Genomic DNA, 17,176 nt, shown 5'->3' on the forward strand with positions numbered 1-17,176 from the left:
GCCCGACACAATGGTGCCCTTGCCGCCCGCCTCGCGAGCGTGGCGCTCGGCATGGCATGCATCGCCGGCATGGCCCCGACCGCATCGTTGGCCGCATTGCAGGATCACTTCCTGTACTTCCCGAGCAAGGCGCCGCTGGCTGCGCTGGTGTCCGGCGAATTGCGCGCCTGGCCGGGAGAGGACGACTTTCTGGGGCTGCTCGCTGAACCCGCTCGTGCGGCCCGCGCTACGGCCATCGTGTTTCATGGCAACGCCGGTCATGCCGGCCATCGCAAGATCTATGCGGACGCGCTGGTGGAGCAGGGCGTGCGTGTGATCCTCGCTGAATATCCGGGCTATGGTCCCCGCGATGGCCGGGTAGGCGAGACCAGCTTCGTCGCCGACGCACAGCGCACCATCGAACTGGCGCACGCCCGCTTCGGCGCGCCGCTGCTGTTGATCGGCGAATCGCTTGGCGCCGGCGTGGCTGCCGCGGCCGCGGCGCAGCAACGCGACAGGATCGCCGGTCTGATGCTGATCACGCCGTGGGACCGGCTTGCCCATCTCGCCGCGCATCACTACGCCTGGCTGCCGACCTCCTGGCTCTTGCGCGACCGCTACGACAGCGTCGCCAATCTGGCCGCATTCGATCGCCCGGTGCTTGTGGTGGTCGCCGAGCACGATCGGATCGTGCCGGCGCGCTTCGGCCGCGCACTGCACGACGCGCTCGGTACGCGCCGCGAATTGCGCATCGTGCCGGGCGCGGACCATAACGACTGGTTCGGCCGCGTCGATGGCGAGTGGTGGCGGCGGGCCGTTGAATTCCTGCTGGAATCGGGGCCAAAGGGCGCCGCCCGCTGAGCCGGTTCACCGGCATCGAAGCCAATTGCATTAATGTTGGAACTTACGGATCTGGCAAAGTATTGGTTATCCTTGCGCCATTGCATTGATTGAACCAATCCGATGAAACTGTCGCCCGCCATTCCAATTCTCCGTATCTTCTCGGTCGACAAGGCCAAGGAGTTCTATCTCGATTTCCTCGGATTTTCGGTCGACTGGGAGCATCGCTTCGAGGAAAGCCTGCCGCTGTACATGCAGATATCGCGCTCGGAATTGCTGCTGCATCTGAGCGAGCATCATGGCGACGGTACGCCCGGGACGGCCGTTTTCCTGCGGGTCGACGACATCGACGCGCTGCAGCGGGAGCTGGCCGCAAAACCGTACCGATATGCCCGGCCCGGTGTTGAAACGATGGACTGGGGAAAGGAAATGCAGGTGGTCGACCCCTTCGGTAATTCGCTTCGTTTCTGTCAGCTCATTGACGATTAATTATATTTCGAACACCTACCGTAGTAGGGGTTGCGAGGCGCCGCGCAAATTCCGTTGTGCGAAATCAATTACACTGGCGCAAAAAATAAGCTTTATTTCGGCAGGGGTCAGGAGCCAAAGCTTGGTGAAGAGTCGAATTGCGTCGGGCATGGCCCCGGCGCGCCAGTCGTATGCCATCGTCGTCGACGACCATCCGCTGGTGGCGCGCGGTATTGCGGGATATCTGACAACGCATTGCGACTACGCGGTGGCGCACTATGCCGCGAATGCGCAGGAGTGCTTTCAACGGATCGATGACGACGGTCCTCCCAGTCTGCTGGTGGTCGATTTCTGGCTGCCCGGCGGCACCGCCCTGGCGCTGCTGCGAGAGGCCGCCGCGAAGCTGCCATCGTGCCGCCTGCTCGTGATGAGCGGCGATGAGGACGCGCGCGTGCAGGTCAAGGCCATGGAGGCCGGCGCGCATGGTTTCCTGCGCAAGAGCGAGCCGCCGGAGACGTTCGCCCAGGCCGTCGCGACGCTGCGGCAGGGCGGTACCTGGTTTCCCGCGGTGCCGCCCGCGGAACTGACTCCGGCATTGCGGCGCGAACTGCCGCTGAGTGCCCGCGACCTCGGCCTGACCGACCGCCAGGGTCAGGTACTTGCATTGATGCTGCGCGGGCTGCCCAACAAGCAGATCGCCAAGGAACTGGCGATTTCCGAGCAGACCACCAAGGAACACGTGACGGCGATTCTCGGCAAGCTCGGTGTCAGCAATCGCGTCGAAGCCATCACGCTGCTGCACGGACGACGGCTGGAACCGTGAGCGAGCCGTCGTCGCAATCGCCGGGCATGCGTTCCTCCGCCGAATCGAGCGTCAGCCCGCGCGCGCGCGCGCGCCTGCTCGACATGACGTTCCGGCGGCTGGTCTTCAGCGTCAACGCGATTCCCTTCGTCGGCCTGCCGTTCGTCGCATGGCTTCATGCGGCCGGCAAGGACGCGCGTTCGCTGCTGGTCTGGACGCTCGCCTATTGCCTGGCCGCCGGGTGGATGCAGCTGGAGCGGCGGCACTATCAGCGCGAGCGGGCGCAGTCCGACGATGCGGTGATGGCCGAGCGCTGGCTGCCGGTAGTCAAGCGGATCGCGCTGGTCCATGGCCTCTGCCTGTCGATGGCGACGGTGTTGACTGCCGGCCAGGTGACGTTCGACTTCGCGCTGCTGCTGCACATCAGCCTTGCCGCCATCCTGGCCGCCAACGCCACGCACCAGACGCCGATCCTGGGCGCCTTCCAGCGCTTTTTTTTCGCGTGCTGGGGCGTGGTCACGGTCAACGTGCCGTGGAGCTTCCCCGATCACTGGCAGGTGGTGCTGCCGCTGACATTGCTGTATGCGGTCGCGATCTATCGGCACGCACTGATCGCCAATCAGTTCTTCCGCCAGCAGGTGCAGCTTGAAGATGATGGCATTCGGCTGGCGGAAAGCTACCGGCTCGCCAAGGAGGAGGCCGAGGATGCGCTGCGGGCGAAGAACCTGTTCCTGACCACCGCGAGCCACGACCTGCGCCAGCCGGTTCATGCGATGGGTTTCCTGATCGAAGCGATCGCGCAGCGCAATCGGGATCCGGCGCTGATTCCGCCGCTGGACGATCTGCGGCGCAGCGTGCGATCGGTTCATCTGATGTTCAACTCGCTGCTCGACCTGTCGAAGATCGAACAGGGCATGGCGATGCCGCGCAATGCGCCGGTGGCGCTCGCACCGATCATGGAGGAGGTTGCGGCGCTGTTCCGCGAGGAGGCGCATAGCCGCGATCTCGATCTGCGCGTGCGCGTGCCAAAGCAGGCTGCCGCGGTGCTGGCGGACGCCTCGCTGCTGCGCCAGTCGCTGGTGAACCTCGTCCACAACGCGCTGCGGTACACGCAGCGCGGCGGCGTGCTGTTGTCCGCCCGGCGTCGCGAGGCGGACTGGCTGCTGGAAGTCTGGGACACCGGCATTGGCGTGGCGAACGAGGACAAGAGCCGCATCTATTCGCCGTACTACCGCAACGAATATGCGTGGCGTATCGACAGCGCCGGCCATGGGCTGGGATTGGCGGTGGTGGCTCGCTGCGCGACCCTGATGGGTGCCGCATATGGGCTGAGCTCCGTGGAACGCCGCGGCTCGCGGTTCTGGCTGCGTTTTCCCGCCGCCGACCCCGCGCAGGCCCATGTGCACGCGATGGCGGCGGAATCGCAGGCGCGGCCGTCGAGCACGCTGCCCCCACTGAGCGGCTGCTGCCTGATCGTCGAGGACGATCCGGTTGTCGTCCGGGCGTGGATGAGCCTGATGCAGGCATGGCACGTCGATGTCCGCTTTGCGGCATCGGCCACGGAAGCGTTCGCACTGCTCGACGGTGGCCTGCGCCCGCAGGCAATCCTGTGCGACCAGCGGCTGCGTTCGGGCGAGAGCGGCTTCGAGGTGCTGAAAGATCTGCTGGAGCGCTGTCCCGACGCCAGCGGCGCGATGGTCAGCGGCGAATTCGATTCGCCGGCGTTGCTGCAGGCCGAACGCGAAGGCTATGTGGTGCTGCGCAAGCCGTTGGAGCCGGCGCAGTTGCACGCATTGCTGTATCAGTGGCTGCGGCGCGAAGAGGCGCTGCATCGTTCGTCGTGATTCGAGGGGGGCGATGCGGTGCCTGTATCGCCGTCCAATTCCTTGCAGGCGGTCAACATGCCGATTCAGATCCGTGACGAAGTACCAGCCGACATCCCGACGATCGAGGCAGTCGTTGGTGAAGCATTTCGCAGTGCGACCCACGCCAGCGGCACCGAGCCGCTGATCGTCAATGCGTTGCGCGCGCGGGGGCGGCTGTCGATTTCGCTGGTCGCCACCGACGCCGACCAGATCGTCGGCCATGTCGCGGTGTCCCCCGTCGCAATATCCGATGGCAGCGAGGGCTGGTATGGCCTTGGACCGATAGCCGTGCTGCCCGCATGGCAGGGAAAGGGCGTCGGCTCCCTGCTGATGAACGAAGCACTGGATACGCTGCGTCGGCGTAGTGCGCGAGGCTGCGTGGTGTTGGGCGAGCCCCGCTATTACGGACGCTTCGGCTTCGTTTGCCGGGCGGACCTGGTGTTGTCCGATGTGCCGCCCGAGTATTTTCAGGCGGTGCGCCTCGAGGGCGAGTGGCCGGTGGGGACGGTGCAGTATGACGAGGCGTTCTGGGTCACCGGGTAGGTGCTTCGAACGCTGTCGACCGTCGCGGCCAATTGGCCGCTGCCTTGTGAAAAGCCAATTCCCGCCGAATATGCCGGAACAGCACTGCGATTTGCCAAAGAGGCCGCTAGGGATAGACGATGTGCTGAAGTTGGACACGTTTACCGGCATGCATGGCGACTGTTTCGCGTTCTCGCCAGACGGCCAGCGTCTCGCCTTTTGTGTCCAGCGATCGCTTCAATCGGCAACACGACACACCGACGTCTTTCTCGCCGGTGTAGCGAGAAGCGAATTGTGGTGGATCGACCTTGCCTCAGGGCAAATAGAAGAGGTGACGGCCGAAGGAGACCGCTTTGCTCCTTGCTGGTCTCCAGACGGATCGATGCTGGCTTTTGGTGTGGCAACCTCGGAATCGGTCCGGCTGTCGATACTGAACGTGAGAGATGGCCGGCGCCTCACGCTGACCGGCAATCTGACGCTACGCGGCAAGCGCCCCTTCGACTGGATCGACGACACGCAAGTGGTATGCGCCATGGTTCCGGGCGGAGAATTGCCGCGCCTGTTCGACCTCGATCGACGCGCTTGCCGCAAGGCGCCCCAGACTTGGGCGCAGCTCGATCGCCTGGGGTCATCGACTGTCAGCGTGTTGGACAGCGGGACTGGAGAGCCGGTCGCTAGTGGTGGAGGCGAGGAACCGTGCCACTACCTGGTATTCGATGTCCGAAGCGGGGAGGCGGTAGCCGGGCTCGGACCAGACCAGCAGCAGGCCTTGTCGTCCTTCCAACAGCGGTTCGACGACCCCACATTCCACGAAGCAGGCAACCTGCAGGCCGAAGAACCGCCGGAATTGCCGCAGGGCGAGCCTGTCGCTTGCCATCGCGCCTCGGACCGGTGGTTGTTCCTGGTCGAGGACGCCGCCGGCAGCGGATTGGTGCTCGTCGATCGCGCCGGCGAACGTACCGTCGAGCTGTTCCGCACCAATCGGCATTTGGCTGAGATCGAGGCCGGTGTGGTCCGCGATGTGCAGTTCACCGACGACGAAGGAAGCGCGAAGACAGTCCGCCTGCTGTTGCCGCCGGGATCGCGCCACGACACCACGTATCCCGCCGTCGTCTGGGTTTATCCCGGCGCAAGAGTTGGCCCCAAATGCCGACATCTGCTGAAGCCGCACGAATCCGGGCAATTCTGCCTCCATCTGCTGGCCGCGCACGGTTATATCGTGATCGAGCCGGATCTTTCCATTCCTTCGGACCTCGGTTCCCGCAATCTTGCGCAGTGCATGGCGCTCAAGGTCCAGGAAGCCGTGCATGCCGCCGTGAGCACCGGTTTGATCGATCCTGGGCGATTGCACGTGATGGGCCATAGCATGGGCGGATGGGCCGCGATGGCGCTGTTGGCGGAAACCGATCTGTTCCGCAGCGGCATTGCGATGGCCGGCATATCAAATCTGGTTAGCTTTCACGGTACGTTTGACGCCCGCTTCCGATATGACGACGATGGCAGTGCGACTTCGATGACAGCGATGTGCGAGCGGGTGTTCTCGATGCCTGGCCCGCCGTGCGAAATGCCAGACCGCTATATCGCGCTCAGCCCTGTATTTGCCGCACACCGGATCAACGCGCCGTTGATAATTGTCCAGGGCGACCAGGACTACGTCAGCATCGGCCAGGGCGAGGAGATGTACTCCGCGCTGCGTCGCCTGGGCAAACCGGTCCGATTTGTTCGCTACTGGGGCGAAGGCCATGTGATCGCGGGCGCCGCGAATATCGCCGACATGTGGACGGAGGTAATGGAGTGGTTGGACGAGGCCGATCGAGCAGCGGCTGGAGTACAGTGACCGGTGGGCTGATCGCCTATTGCATGATGGAATGCCCAAGCGGGCGCGGACAGGAGCGAGACATGAAAGGAAGCTGCCTCTGCGGCGAGATCGAGTACGAGGCCCGCGCCTTGGCCGGCCAGATCGTCCATTGCCATTGCCGCAAATGCCGCAAGGCCCATGCCGCTTCCTACGCGACGACGGCGCGGGTGGATCGGCCCGATTTCCAGTGGCTGAAGGGAACATCCTCGCTGGGTTCGTACGAATCCTCACCGGGGAAGCTGCGCCACTTCTGCAAGCAATGTGGCAGCCAGCTGATGGCCGAGTGGGTGCATCAGGATCAGGTGATCATCCGCGTGGCGACACTGGATGAAGATCCGGGCCAGCGGCCGGCGGCCCATATCTGGGTGTCCGAACAGGCCGATTGGCTGATGGATACGGAACTGACCCGGTCGTTCGACAAGGCGCCGCACGGAGTTTTTTAGCGGCGGCTGTATCAATCCATCGAGAAGTCCGGCCACCTGCGAGGCGCCAGCACGGACCACCGCTGTCCACCTGCGTACAATGCCGGGCTCGACTCCTGAGATGACCCCGTGAAGAAAACCGACCTCGAAAAAAACAAAGGCCTGAAGATCGCCAACAGCATGAAGCAGGCAGGCGCCAAGCGCGGCGGCCCGGCGCCGAAGACCGACCATCGCGGCGCGGCGGCGGCCAAGACCGGCCTGCTTGGCAAATTGCTGGGAAAGGCGGTGCCACCAAAGAAAGAGCAGGATTGAGGCGTACCGCCCCGATGCCTCAACGCGTTGCCACTGGATTGCCGCTCTGCTGGCTTCCAGGCGCCTTGCCCGCCACCGGTTGGTTGCGCGTCCAGTTAATGAAGCCGTTCAGCATTGGGTGGAGCAGTGGATCGTCGAGGCCAGCCATATTGAAGGCCGAATTTTCGATCTGTAGCACCGTTTTCCCGGTTCGGGCGTCAATGGCCTTGAGCGTGCCGTCGACGCGGTAGCCGGGCTTGTAAATGGCATTTGGCTCGACGATCAGGAAGGGCCCAATTTCCTTGCTAAGACTGTTGAGGCCGACCAGATCGGACACGCTCGGCACCTTGCTCCCCAGATCACGGTCTATGATGATCTTTTCGAGGTCGCTCTTGGTCACGACCTTGTCGAAGGTCTGCATGTCCTTGAATGCGGATTCGAAGAACTCGACAAAGCGCGGGTTGGGTGTATCGGCGTTGATCTTGAGATACAACATCCTCTTGTAGGCGGGGTCAAACTTTTCCTCCACTCGCACCTCTTCAGCCTTTAGTGTAGTGGTGGTTGCGTACATGCCGGTGGTGGCGTCGGGCTTCTTGATCTGGAGTGTGGTGTTGCAGCCGGCGAGCAAAGCAGCAAAGAGCACGGGTATGGCAATTCGAAACATCGATCCCTCGCGAGATATTGTGGAATCGATAGTATCGGCAGCTTGTCCGACCGCTTTAGCTGTATTCGTCCATGCTTTGGAGGGGTTGCACGTCCGCGGGGCGCACCGTTAGCGCACCCCCCCGGTGTGCAGACGGCCATCGTAATATGGTGCCGCTCATTCCGCTCCAAAGGTCAGCGATCGATGTACGGCCACCCCCGCCATCACGCCATCGGAACACGCCCACGTCACGCTATGCGCGCCCCGCGTGATATCGCCCGCGGCATAGACGCCATCCACGGTAGTCGTCTTCAATTCATCGGTCCGAATGATCGACCCAAATGGCGTTTGCTCGATAACGCATCCAAGCTGATGAGCGATGTCGCTGTTCGGAAAATTGCGCGGACCGACAAACAGCGCATCGATCGGCGCCGTACCGCCGTCGGCAAACTCAATGGCGGATAGCTGTGTCCCTTCGCCATGCAATGCCTTGACCTTCGCCGGCTCGATGGCGACGCCCCGCTTCTGCAGCTCGGCCAGCACGCCGTCGTCCGGTTGCGGCTCGCCATTCAGATAAAGCGTAGTCGGTCCCCATTCGGCGATCAGCATGGCCTGATGGACCGACATCGGCGACATGCTCAGTACGCCCAGCCGTCGATCGCTGAATTCGAAGCCATGGCAGTAAGGGCAATGAATCACCGACTTGCCCCAGCGCTCTTTCAGTCCCGGCAGGTCGGGCAATTCGTCGGAGATGCCGTACGCGAGCACCAGCCGGGCGCCTTCCACTATCTCTCCATTTTCAAGACTCACCGAGAAGGCGCCCGATTCTCCGGACGCGCTGATGGCCTTGCCCTCGATAAACGTCGTGGTGGGATAGGCGGCGACCTGCTGCCGCGCGGTCGCGAGCAGGGTGCCGGGATTGCTGCCGTCGTGCGCGAGAAAGCCGTGCGAATGCGTGGCAAAGCGATTGCGCGGGGCGCCCGCGTCGATGATGCAGACGGACCGCCTTGCTCGCGCGATATACGTCGCTGCGGACAGGCCGGCGAAACTTCCGCCGATAACGATGGCGTCATACCGCATGGACGTGCTCCAGATCGTGGCGGCCGCCACGGGCGACCATCCGGTTGTGGAAATCGGCGCTCAGCATGGCCAGCGTGACCTCGCCCAGCCGCGCCAGCAATAGCGCTTCCGCATCGTGGAAGGCCTGGTCGAGCGCGGCATTGACAGCCTGCTCGACCAGGCAGCCGGGCGATTCCGTCCGGTTGCCGATGGCGAGAAGCGAGGGGCAGCCAAGCGCGGTGTAGACGTCCCGCAGCGTGATCCTGGACAGATCGCAGGCGAGCGTCCAGCCGCCGCCGTGGCCTTTTTCCGAGCGCACATAGCCATGCTCGCGCAGGCCGGCCATGACGCGGCGGATGACCACGGGATTGGTGTCCATCGCCTTCGCGAGGACTTCGGAGGTGACCGGGCCATCGTGCTCGGCCATGTGCAACAGGACGTGGAGTACGCCTGACAGTCTGCTATCGCGTTTCATGAAACTTATGGTGTTACATGAAACGCCGAATGTCAAGGTAAAGGTCCGTGAAGGCCGGCGAAGGCCGCGACGGGCCGCGAAGCCGCGAAGCCGCGAACGCCGCGAAGGCCCTCAAGGGCTGCCATGGCGGCGGTCGCGGCGTTCGCGATGATCGCGGCCCTCGCGCAGCGCCTCAGACCCAGATATCGTTCTGCACCGTTCGTTCGCCGCCTTCTTCACTGGTATTGCGCACGCCGCGCGGCTCGATCAGCAGCAATTTCACTTCTTTGGCCGCAAAGGGCTTGTGTTCGACGCCCTTGGGCACGACCGCCATCTGGCCGGCGCGCAGCACGATCGCGCCATCGCGAAGATCGATCCGCAATTCGCCCTCCAGCACGATGAACGTCTCGTCGGTATCGGCGTGCGTATGCCAGATGAAATCGCCTTCGAGCTTGACGACCTTGAACTGGTAGTCATTCATCTCGGCGACGACGCGCGGCTGCCAGTGGCCGTCGATTTGCCTGATCTTGTCAATCAAATCGATGGCGGTGCCCTGGCCGCGGGTGGCCGGGGCCGCGTGATTGTTGGCTTGCATGAGTGCTCTCCATGGATGCGGAGAGCACAGCGTAGGCGGACGCTGCGGCGGCGTCTTGAACGATTGTGCGAGCCGGATTGGCGCGCAGAATCAGCGCCCGTTGGCAGCGTGGACCATGCCGAGCCACCTGGCCGGGGAAATGCCGTACGCCCTGGTGAAGTGCCGTGTCATATGGCTTTGATCGGCAAAACCGGCGGCGGCCGCGCATTCAGCCAGCGCGACGCCGTTCTGCATCAGGCGGCGTGCGCTCTCCAGGCGCCGCATCGTCAGGTAATGGTAGGGACTGGTGCCGTAGAACGTGCGGAAATCGCGCGACAGGCTCCAGCGGTCGCGCCCGCAGGCCGCAGCCAGCTCATCGAGCGTGACGATGCGATGCGACGAGGCATGCAGATAGTCGCGCGCGAGCTGGGCCGCACGGAAGTCGCAGGAGGGACGCAGCGGCCTGGCGCCGGAGGCAGCGTCGAGCGCCAGCGCCAGCTCGACCATGCCGTCGTCCTGTTCCAGCGGGTCGAGCCGCGTATCCGGTTGCTGCAGCAGCGCCGCGGTGGCCGCGAACAAGCGCGGATCGTCGCTGATGCCGCCTTCGATGAACGGCAGCGGCTTGCCGCCGAGCACCGCCTGGAAGACCGCGGGCTCGATATAGAGCATCCGATAGCGAAAGCCCTCGTCGGTACCGGCCTGTCCGTCGTGCGGCTCGTCCGGATGCAGCACGATGGTCTTGCCCGGCAGGCTTGCGCGCAGGCTGCGCCGATACTGGAAGCATTGCACGCCAGCCAGCGTGCGCCCGATTGCGTAAGTATCGTGCCGGTGCATCGAATAGGCATTGCCGGTGAGGAAGGCCTCGATGCGTTCGATGCCTTGCGCCGGCTCGGCGCGATGCACCCAATCGGGGCGTTCGGCGCGGCGTGTTGTCATGACGGGAGATGGATTCAAGCGGCAATGATGCGCGATATTGTCTGCAGAATGTATAGCCTTGCGCCCGTACCAGCAATCGGCTGTAATCCCCGGGGCGCGTCACTATCCGCGTCGCCGAATGACAACCCAATAACGAGACAAGCGAATCCGCCGTGTTGAAAACCCGTATTGGCATTCTTGCCCTGGCGATTTCCGCCCATGCTGTACCTGCCTTTGCCCAATCCGCCGTCAATCGCGACGAATTCTATTGGCTCGGCGAAATCAACAAGGCCACCACCGTCATCAATACCGATGAAGGCCTATTGGACAAGTCGCTCGCGCCGCGCATCGCGTCGGGCATTGTCAAGGTGTTGGACGACGGCAATCGGCCGGGCGGGAAGCGGCCTTCCACGGTGATCACGTTCGAGCCCCTGCTGATCCAGGCGGCAGGCGTCGAGGTCACCCTGCTGCATGCGGGGCGCTCGAGCCAGGACATGCATGCGACCTACCGCGCGGCGATTCTGCGGGACAACCTGCTGAGCCTGGCAGACCAGTTGAACAAGACCAGCCGTTCGCTGGTGTCGCTGGCGGAGAAGCACGCCAATACCATCGTGCCGAACTACACCAATGGCGTGGCGGCGCAGCCCAATAGCCTCGGACACTATCTGCTCGGGCATGCTGCCGGGCTGGAGCGCGACGCGCAGCGAATCCGCGGGGCCTATGCGCGCATCGACCGATCGCCGATGGGCACGACGGTATTGAACGGCACCAGCTGGCCGCTGAATCGTGCGCGAATGGCCGACTATCTCGGCTTCTCGGCGATCGTCGACAACGCCTACGACGCCGCGCAGATCTCCTCGACGGAACAGCCGGTGGAAGTGGGGGCGATCGTCACCAGCATTGCGCTGCATGCGGGCAATTTCATCGAAGACGTGATGACGCAGTATGCGCAGTCGCGTCCGTGGATGCTGCTGCAGGAGGGCGGCAGCAATACCTACGTGTCCAGCGCGATGCCGCAAAAGCGCAACCCCGGCCTGCTCAATACGACGCGCCGGCATGCCTCGACGGCGGTCACGCTGGCGATGGGGCCGGTCATCCAGGCGCACAACATCACGCCGGGGATGGGCGACGCCAAGGAGGTCAAGCCCAACAGCGAAATGGTCCAGAGCGCGATCCGCGTGCTGCAGGGCTGGGACAAGATCCTGAACGCGCTGGTAATCAGCCCGGAGCGCGCGCTGGAAGAACTGAACAGCGACTGGACCGCTTCGCAGGAACTGGCCGACGTGCTGATGCGCAAATACAAGCTGCCGTTCCGCGTGGGTCATCATTTCGCATCGGAAGTGGTCGATTACGCGAAGGCGAACAATATCCGGCCCAGCGAATTTCCCTATGCGCAGGCGCAGCGCATCTATGCGGAGGCGGTCAAGGGCCAGGGGCCCGCGCAATTGCCGATGAGCGAAGCGGAATTCCGCGCCGCGCTGGATCCGGTGGCGATCGTTCGCCACCGCGCCACCGTTGGCGGTCCGCAGCCTGCCGAGATGGAAAGGATGCTGAAGGCGGCAAAGCAGTCGCTGGCGCAGCAGGATGCCTGGATCAAGGAAAAGCGTGGCCGGATCGATGCATCGCTGGCCCGGCTGGATCGGGATTTCGGCAAGCTGGTGAAGGCCGCGAACTAGCCTCGGGCGCGATGTTGATCTGATGAAAGCCGTTCGATCAGCCGCTGCGCGTCGAATGGCGCCTTGACCTTCATGTCGTTATCGAAATAGTAGAGCGCATCGACCGGAAAGCCGCATCTGGCCGTGGGGTGTTCACTACCTGTTCAAAACTCATTCAAAATAAGATCAACAGGAAACGCGCACCTTCATCGGCTCGATGCCTCTGCTGTTCGCGTAAATCGCCGCAGTTGCATCGCTCATATGCCCGAGGAGCGCCTTGGTGTCCACGCCGCCTTGCGCGTCATACAGCCGCTTGGAGAGGCTGCGGATTTCGTGAAATGTCGGCGCGTCATCGCCGGTGATGCCGGCCAGTTCCCGCGCCTTCTGGAAGCCCGTGGTCAAACTGCCGATGCGGATCTGCGAACCACGTTTGGCCGGGCCCCAAGTCTTCGTCTGGTGCAACAGATAGCGGCTGACGATGCCGGTTCCCTTGCAGCGCGCCAGGACGTCGGCCACGCTCATGCCGATGGCGTCCATGCGCAGCGATAGCGGGATGGCGATCTGAACGCCAGTCTTTGCGCGGGAGGCGATAATCACGTCGCCTTGGATCGCTGAACGCTCCCATCTGGCAATCGTGGATCGGTCTTGTCCCGTCACGAGCGCCAGTAACATGGCGTTCTCCAGATAATCCAGAACCTCCGGTGCCTTGGCGAGGACCGCTTGGAAAGTCTCCAACGTCAGGCGCCGCCGTCGCACCTTCACGCGGATTTTCTCGGTCACCTCAACGGGATTCGATTGCATCCAGCCCAGCGCTACGCCTTTGAGGCACACCTGCATGAGCCGCGAGCGGACCACCTGCGCCATCCGCTGAACTCCACGCGCCTTCATCTCCTCGAGGAGTGCTGCCACATCCTTGGCCGTGAGCTCATCGCAGCGGATATGGCCGAGACCATCGCTGATGATCTTTTGCGCGGACTTGATCGTGTAGAGGGACGACTTCTTGTAGCCTTCCAGAGGCATGCGGGCCACGAGGTCCGCGATGGTTTCCACCGACGAGCCGACACGCTCAGCTAGCGACTTGCGGGCCAACCCCTTCTCAGCCACCACGTTGGCTTCGATCGCCTCGTGAATGGCCTGTGCAGTTGGCACCCGACCGATAACATGCGTCTTGCCGTCGCGCGGGTCGCGCCAGGTGAAGTACCCCGGCCGCGGTTCATGCAGGTTGGGCGGGAAATGGGCGCGCTTGCGAATACGGGGGCGGGCTGCCATGGCTTATCGAGGAATCCGTTGTGCGAGGGTGGGGCGCGCGATGGCACCCTGGAATGTGGCATTCTGGTCCACATAGTAGGCCCGGCCGACTTTGACGGGCGGCGGGTAGATCTTGCCGTCCTTGATCCAGAGCCGCGCGGTGCGGATGGCCGGGGGCGGATCAAACTGGCTCTTCAGCCATTCATCGAGGCGCTTCTTCATGTGCCTTCTCCAGATTCCAATGCTTGCGGGTCAGTTCGATGATGCGTGCTGCGGTGTCGCTCATGCCCTGCGGAACTCCACCACCCACACCCAGGGGTTCGCTGCCCACGCGCCGGCGCCGTTCAGTTCCTCCCAGAGGATGGCGAAGCTCCGTTGCGGGTGGCTGAGCCTGCGGCCGAGCTGCTCCCCGGTCTCGCCTGTCAGCGGATACGTGCTCTCGATGGTGCCCGGGTTGAACATTCCCTCGGCAATGGCGTCTTCGTAGCTGATGTCCTGCAGGCGTTCGACCCGCACGCCGGTGACCTCAAGCACCAGCCGGCACGCCGCGCGCGGCATGTGGATGCTGGGGTTCCAACGGATGCCGTCGTGCTCGTGCCCCCGATCGGCGCGGTAGCAAGCCCGGCTGGGCATGCTAGGGAAGTCAGGGTTGAAACCCCACGTCTCCCGAACCCAAAGGCGGTCGCCGGGCTGGCCATAGGGGCAGTGTTCACGCAGATACTGGAAAAATGCGACCGGCGGAGCTGCGTCGATGTGGCGGTCCTTCACGACACGCCGCGTCTGTGTCTTTCTGCCGTCGAGAATGGCGCGCACCATGGCGCCGGAGAAGAGGATGGGGCGTTCTTTCATGCTGCCTCCCTCTCATCCAGCTCAATCCGAATCTGCGTCGTCCGGATCAGGTCGTTTGCGTACTGCAGCGTCATTTCCAGCGACTCGGCGCGCAGCACCTTGATCGCCTGGCGCACTGCCGTGATGTCGGCCATCTCCAGCGGCATCGCATAGCGCAGCTTCCGAGCCAGCAGCCGAAGCGGATCCAGCGGCATTGGCCTGTGCTGGCGCATGGCGTGCGTATGGAAGGCGTCGATGATTCCTTCCAGCGCCGGAGCGGTCTCGTAGTAGTGGCCATCGTTCAGGTCGCGGAAGATCGGCGTACCGTCGCGGGTGGCCATCACTTCGCCGTCGCGCTCGATAGCGTCGAGCATGGATTCGAGCGGGTTGAACACCGCGGCCACCCTCCAGGGTTCGGAGCGCAGCTTGACGCCTCCCGAGTTCCACTTGGGGCGGTACGGCTTGCGGGGCTTCTGGCTTCTGCTCATGGCATCACGGGAATAAAAAGGCGGTCGCGCTACGCGGGGGACGAAGCGCTCCGCGAAGGGGTCACGCAGACTTGCGTTCAAGCTCGGCCACCATCTGCTGCAGCTCGGCTTCGAACTGGAGCAGGGCGGCTTCGAGGTTCGCAATAAATCCTTCGTCGCGCTCGATGCGCTCGTGGTACAGGCGCAGTCGTTCGCAGGCTCGCGGGTCGTAGCTGGTGAACTCCCACCACTTGCGGCCAGTCACGAACATGCAGCCTTGCACCTGGGCCATGTGGTCGCGCGGCATGCCTTCGAGCCACGTCTGGATATGCACCGATTCGTCCATCGGGCATTTCGACTCGTAGCCGCCGTCCTTGCCGATCAGGCCGTCTGCGCTGCAGCCGATGAACGGGTAGTCGGGATGCGTGACGAACTGCGCCGGCTCGACAATCAGGCCGGTTTCGAGCTCGAACGCCTCTCGGGCGTACTGCTCGACCTCGGTGCCCCAGGTGAGCGCCTTGCCTCCGACCTCGTGCATTGGCTCGCCGGACAGGCGCTCGAAGGCCAGTTCGCGCATGTACTTCGCGCGCGCCGCAGTCGGTGCGCCGTCGCGCTTGATGGCGATGACGTCGACGAAGCGCGATGCAGTGATCTTTCCCGCGCGGGCCTTGCGCCAGTCCTCGGTGCGTTGGAGAGGTTCACTCATCGCCGTCTCCGCCTTCGTTGGCCCGACCTTCGCCGGCCAGTTCCTTGAGCCGCTTCAACTCGTCCTGACCGATGGCTTTGCGTTGGGCTGCGGTCAGTTGAGCGCCGCATGGCAGCACCGTCTTGCCCGACCAGGCATCGGCGAGGGAGTCCGCGCCCCCTTCCTGAGCGATGAACTCCAGGTCGCCGATGATGGTTGTCAGCATCTCGTCACGCTCCGCAGGCTGGGGCAGGGCAGCCGCGGCGATTTCGGCAGGCTTGCGCGGGGGCGGCATGCTTGCGATAGCCGAGCCATCCTGCAGTTCATCCGGCGTGTAGACGCCGAGGATGACGTCCGGCGCGTGGAGGCGTCCCCAGCGCTTGGCTGCGAGGTATGCCAACTGCTGACGCGGGTCGGTTGCCCAGTTCGGCGAGTTCCGGGTGTCACCGACTTGAGCCATGGACACCTCGAGCACGCGCGGCTCTGTCTCGCCCTTAAGCGTCGCCCACACACGGCACCAGCGGTCCGGGCTCTTGTCGGTCTTGCCGTTGACCCCGACCCAGTTGTCCGACCATTCAAAGTTCAAGCGCGTGGCGAGGGCCGGGGACGAATTCAGGACCGCGATCACCAGTTGAGCCTCGTATCCGAGCGTTCCGTTCACAAGGTGCGTCTTCTGCGCAACGGCAAACGGATTCATGCCCCACTGCATGGCCTGCAGGCTCACGGCAAAGCAATCGCCCTGGCTTCCCTGCAGGTGCTTCGGGATAGTGGTGCGTCCGCTCGCCATCAGATCAGCGATGCGGATCACGCTGTCCATCGCATCGTTGCTCAGGACGAGGGAGGCGGAGCTGAACCCCTCTGCCGCCGGCGGCATCTCGGTGATCGGCGTGATGTTCGAATTTTCGATGGTGGTCAGTTCAGACATATCTATCTCCAAGCCGAGACTCTGCCGGCCGTTGAGGGTTGGGAAATCAGGCGAGACGCGCGCCCGTCATCGCGTTGTACTGGCCCTTGCGCGGGGCATTGGCCAGCGACAGCACGTAGCGATCGCCCAGCGCGGCCTTTGCCTTCTCGCGCAGTCCGTCCTCGCGCGCCTGGCGCTTTTCTGCCTCGGTCAGCGGCGACTCGAAGTGCCGCAGGTCGAATCCTTTGGTCGGGGTCATCTCACACTCCCATTGCTTGTCTGATCGTCTCGGCCGTCAGCGCCACGATGAATGCCCATACGCCGTACTTGAGCCATCTGCAGTTCCGCGCGATCCGCTCGTCGCGCATGCGCTCGTTGAAGTCTTGGATGTCGTGGATCACAGCTTCGCCCTCCCGATCTCAGCAGCAGCACGGACGATGGCGCGGCGGGTGGCGGCCCGCGCAGAGGTCAGCTTCTTCTGTGCGTCCTGCGCCGGCTTCAGTAGCTCGTGATGGCGCGTCACGTCCTCCTGCTCGGCCTGTTCCACAGCAAACCATTCGCCCGTCTCGCGCTCATAGCTGTGGAGGAAGTCGCGGTGTTCCTTCCGTGCCTTGTTGCGTGCCACCCAGGCGGCGTGCTCAGCGACAGCACGCTTGCCGATCTCGGCCAGCTCCAGCAGTTCGCGGTCGTCCATCAC

23 protein-coding genes are annotated in these 17,176 nt (G+C 63.7%); 9 read left to right on the forward strand and 14 right to left on the reverse strand.

Annotated elements, in window-relative coordinates:
• The first annotated feature begins 51 nt into the window (after positions 1-51).
• From FOB47_RS02400 to FOB47_RS02435, 8 genes are all read left to right on the forward strand, one after another.
• Complete coding sequence (locus FOB47_RS02400; protein WP_174780828.1) at positions 52-840, forward strand: alpha/beta hydrolase; 789 nt, start codon at positions 52-54, stop codon at positions 838-840.
• A gap of 102 nt (positions 841-942) precedes the next feature.
• Positions 943-1,308, forward strand: a complete 366-nt coding sequence (locus FOB47_RS02405) for a glyoxalase superfamily protein (RefSeq protein ID WP_053824335.1) — start codon at positions 943-945, stop codon at positions 1,306-1,308.
• A gap of 124 nt (positions 1,309-1,432) precedes the next feature.
• Entirely contained in the window at positions 1,433-2,110 is a 678-nt protein-coding gene (locus FOB47_RS02410) for a LuxR C-terminal-related transcriptional regulator (RefSeq protein WP_244959257.1), read from the forward strand.
• A 26-nt stretch (positions 2,111-2,136) separates the two neighbouring features.
• Positions 2,137-3,933 carry a hybrid sensor histidine kinase/response regulator gene (locus tag FOB47_RS02415; protein WP_174779836.1) on the forward strand — a complete coding sequence of 599 codons (1,797 nt, stop codon included), beginning with the start codon at positions 2,137-2,139 and terminating at the stop codon, positions 3,931-3,933.
• A 57-nt stretch (positions 3,934-3,990) separates the two neighbouring features.
• Positions 3,991-4,497: a GNAT family N-acetyltransferase gene (locus FOB47_RS02420; protein WP_174779837.1), complete on the forward strand. Its 507-nt coding sequence runs from the start codon at positions 3,991-3,993 to the stop codon at positions 4,495-4,497.
• 121 nt (positions 4,498-4,618) lie between these two features.
• Positions 4,619-6,313, forward strand: coding sequence for an alpha/beta fold hydrolase (locus tag FOB47_RS25995; RefSeq protein ID WP_217488901.1), 1,695 nt, complete (start codon positions 4,619-4,621; stop codon positions 6,311-6,313).
• The gene (locus FOB47_RS02430) at positions 6,310-6,777 is read left to right on the forward strand and encodes a GFA family protein (protein ID WP_244959258.1); all 468 of its coding nucleotides are present in this window, start codon (positions 6,310-6,312) and stop codon (positions 6,775-6,777) included. Before FOB47_RS25995 ends, FOB47_RS02430 begins: the two co-directional genes overlap by 4 nt.
• 108 nt (positions 6,778-6,885) lie before the next feature.
• Positions 6,886-7,068: a hypothetical protein gene (locus FOB47_RS02435; protein WP_053824331.1), complete on the forward strand. Its 183-nt coding sequence runs from the start codon at positions 6,886-6,888 to the stop codon at positions 7,066-7,068.
• Between the two features lie 19 nt (positions 7,069-7,087).
• Here FOB47_RS02435 and FOB47_RS02440 read toward each other — a convergent pair whose 3' ends face one another.
• The 5 genes from FOB47_RS02440 to FOB47_RS02460 all read right to left on the reverse strand — a co-directional run bounded on the left by FOB47_RS02440 (position 7,088) and on the right by FOB47_RS02460 (position 10,713).
• Entirely contained in the window at positions 7,088-7,711 is a 624-nt protein-coding gene (locus FOB47_RS02440; RefSeq protein WP_174779838.1) for a hypothetical protein, read from the reverse strand.
• 156 nt (positions 7,712-7,867) lie between these two features.
• On the reverse strand, positions 7,868-8,770 hold the full coding sequence (locus FOB47_RS02445; RefSeq protein WP_174779839.1) for an NAD(P)/FAD-dependent oxidoreductase: 903 nt from the start codon (positions 8,768-8,770) through the stop codon (positions 7,868-7,870).
• Positions 8,760-9,224, reverse strand: coding sequence for an Rrf2 family transcriptional regulator (locus FOB47_RS02450; RefSeq protein ID WP_174780830.1), 465 nt, complete (start codon positions 9,222-9,224; stop codon positions 8,760-8,762). Before FOB47_RS02450 ends, FOB47_RS02445 begins: the two co-directional genes overlap by 11 nt.
• 172 nt (positions 9,225-9,396) lie before the next feature.
• Positions 9,397-9,798 (reverse strand): cupin domain-containing protein, encoded by a 402-nt coding sequence (locus FOB47_RS02455; protein WP_174779840.1) that lies wholly within the window; start codon positions 9,796-9,798, stop codon positions 9,397-9,399.
• A 90-nt stretch (positions 9,799-9,888) separates the two neighbouring features.
• Positions 9,889-10,713, reverse strand: coding sequence for an AraC family transcriptional regulator (locus tag FOB47_RS02460; protein ID WP_174779841.1), 825 nt, complete (start codon positions 10,711-10,713; stop codon positions 9,889-9,891).
• Between the two features lie 152 nt (positions 10,714-10,865).
• Here FOB47_RS02460 and FOB47_RS02465 point away from each other — a divergent pair, with 152 nt between their 5' ends.
• Entirely contained in the window at positions 10,866-12,368 is a 1,503-nt protein-coding gene (locus FOB47_RS02465; protein ID WP_174779842.1) for an argininosuccinate lyase, read from the forward strand.
• A 165-nt stretch (positions 12,369-12,533) separates the two neighbouring features.
• Here the strand turns inward: FOB47_RS02465 and FOB47_RS02470 are convergent, their stop codons facing one another.
• The 9 genes from FOB47_RS02470 to FOB47_RS02510 are packed head-to-tail and all read right to left on the reverse strand — an operon-like array spanning position 12,534 to position 17,173.
• Positions 12,534-13,616 (reverse strand): tyrosine-type recombinase/integrase, encoded by a 1,083-nt coding sequence (locus FOB47_RS02470; protein ID WP_053824324.1) that lies wholly within the window; start codon positions 13,614-13,616, stop codon positions 12,534-12,536.
• Positions 13,617-13,619: 3 nt separating this feature from the next.
• Positions 13,620-13,817: an excisionase gene (locus FOB47_RS02475; protein WP_053824323.1), complete on the reverse strand. Its 198-nt coding sequence runs from the start codon at positions 13,815-13,817 to the stop codon at positions 13,620-13,622.
• A gap of 60 nt (positions 13,818-13,877) precedes the next feature.
• Entirely contained in the window at positions 13,878-14,444 is a 567-nt protein-coding gene (locus FOB47_RS02480) for an ASCH domain-containing protein (RefSeq protein WP_151022999.1), read from the reverse strand.
• Positions 14,441-14,992 carry a hypothetical protein gene (locus tag FOB47_RS02485; protein ID WP_174779843.1) on the reverse strand — a complete coding sequence of 184 codons (552 nt, stop codon included), beginning with the start codon at positions 14,990-14,992 and terminating at the stop codon, positions 14,441-14,443. Before FOB47_RS02485 ends, FOB47_RS02480 begins: the two co-directional genes overlap by 4 nt.
• Entirely contained in the window at positions 14,973-15,596 is a 624-nt protein-coding gene (locus tag FOB47_RS02490) for a lambda exonuclease family protein (protein ID WP_053821595.1), read from the reverse strand. Before FOB47_RS02490 ends, FOB47_RS02485 begins: the two co-directional genes overlap by 20 nt.
• Complete coding sequence (locus FOB47_RS02495; protein WP_217488902.1) at positions 15,589-16,500, reverse strand: RecT family recombinase; 912 nt, start codon at positions 16,498-16,500, stop codon at positions 15,589-15,591. The genes FOB47_RS02490 and FOB47_RS02495 overlap by 8 nt, the downstream gene beginning before the upstream one ends.
• A gap of 46 nt (positions 16,501-16,546) precedes the next feature.
• Positions 16,547-16,738: a hypothetical protein gene (locus FOB47_RS02500; protein ID WP_174779844.1), complete on the reverse strand. Its 192-nt coding sequence runs from the start codon at positions 16,736-16,738 to the stop codon at positions 16,547-16,549.
• Between the two features lies 1 nt (position 16,739).
• The gene (locus tag FOB47_RS02505; protein WP_174779845.1) at positions 16,740-16,880 is read right to left on the reverse strand and encodes a hypothetical protein; all 141 of its coding nucleotides are present in this window, start codon (positions 16,878-16,880) and stop codon (positions 16,740-16,742) included.
• A complete protein-coding gene (locus FOB47_RS02510; protein WP_174779846.1) occupies positions 16,877-17,173 on the reverse strand; it encodes a hypothetical protein in 297 nt (98 codons plus the stop codon). The genes FOB47_RS02505 and FOB47_RS02510 overlap by 4 nt, the downstream gene beginning before the upstream one ends.
• Positions 17,174-17,176 lie beyond the last annotated feature (3 nt).

The organism is Cupriavidus gilardii (assembly GCF_013347325.1).
In the GTDB taxonomy this organism is placed as follows: domain Bacteria; phylum Pseudomonadota; class Gammaproteobacteria; order Burkholderiales; family Burkholderiaceae; genus Cupriavidus; species Cupriavidus gilardii.

Bases quoted from the DNA above. Each gene is read 5' to 3' on its own strand.
- FOB47_RS02500 (WP_174779844.1), bottom strand. From the start codon at position 16,738: ATGACCCCGACCAAAGGATTCGACCTGCGGCACTTCGAGTCGCCGCTG.
- FOB47_RS02455 (WP_174779840.1), bottom strand. From the start codon at position 9,798: ATGCAAGCCAACAATCACGCGGCCCCGGCCACCCGCGGCCAGGGCACC.
- FOB47_RS02450 (WP_174780830.1), bottom strand. From the start codon at position 9,224: ATGAAACGCGATAGCAGACTGTCAGGCGTACTCCACGTCCTGTTGCAC.
- FOB47_RS02470 (WP_053824324.1), bottom strand. From the start codon at position 13,616: ATGGCAGCCCGCCCCCGTATTCGCAAGCGCGCCCATTTCCCGCCCAAC.
- FOB47_RS02510 (WP_174779846.1), bottom strand. From the start codon at position 17,173: ATGGACGACCGCGAACTGCTGGAGCTGGCCGAGATCGGCAAGCGTGCT.
- FOB47_RS02480 (WP_151022999.1), bottom strand. From the start codon at position 14,444: ATGAAAGAACGCCCCATCCTCTTCTCCGGCGCCATGGTGCGCGCCATT.
- FOB47_RS02405 (WP_053824335.1), top strand. From the start codon at position 943: ATGAAACTGTCGCCCGCCATTCCAATTCTCCGTATCTTCTCGGTCGAC.
- FOB47_RS02460 (WP_174779841.1), bottom strand. From the start codon at position 10,713: ATGACAACACGCCGCGCCGAACGCCCCGATTGGGTGCATCGCGCCGAG.
- FOB47_RS02440 (WP_174779838.1), bottom strand. From the start codon at position 7,711: ATGTTTCGAATTGCCATACCCGTGCTCTTTGCTGCTTTGCTCGCCGGC.
- FOB47_RS02495 (WP_217488902.1), bottom strand. From the start codon at position 16,500: ATGTCTGAACTGACCACCATCGAAAATTCGAACATCACGCCGATCACC.
- FOB47_RS02490 (WP_053821595.1), bottom strand. From the start codon at position 15,596: ATGAGTGAACCTCTCCAACGCACCGAGGACTGGCGCAAGGCCCGCGCG.
- FOB47_RS02415 (WP_174779836.1), top strand. From the start codon at position 2,137: ATGCGTTCCTCCGCCGAATCGAGCGTCAGCCCGCGCGCGCGCGCGCGC.
- FOB47_RS02420 (WP_174779837.1), top strand. From the start codon at position 3,991: ATGCCGATTCAGATCCGTGACGAAGTACCAGCCGACATCCCGACGATC.
- FOB47_RS02400 (WP_174780828.1), top strand. From the start codon at position 52: ATGGCATGCATCGCCGGCATGGCCCCGACCGCATCGTTGGCCGCATTG.
- FOB47_RS02475 (WP_053824323.1), bottom strand. From the start codon at position 13,817: ATGAAGAAGCGCCTCGATGAATGGCTGAAGAGCCAGTTTGATCCGCCC.
- FOB47_RS02445 (WP_174779839.1), bottom strand. From the start codon at position 8,770: ATGCGGTATGACGCCATCGTTATCGGCGGAAGTTTCGCCGGCCTGTCC.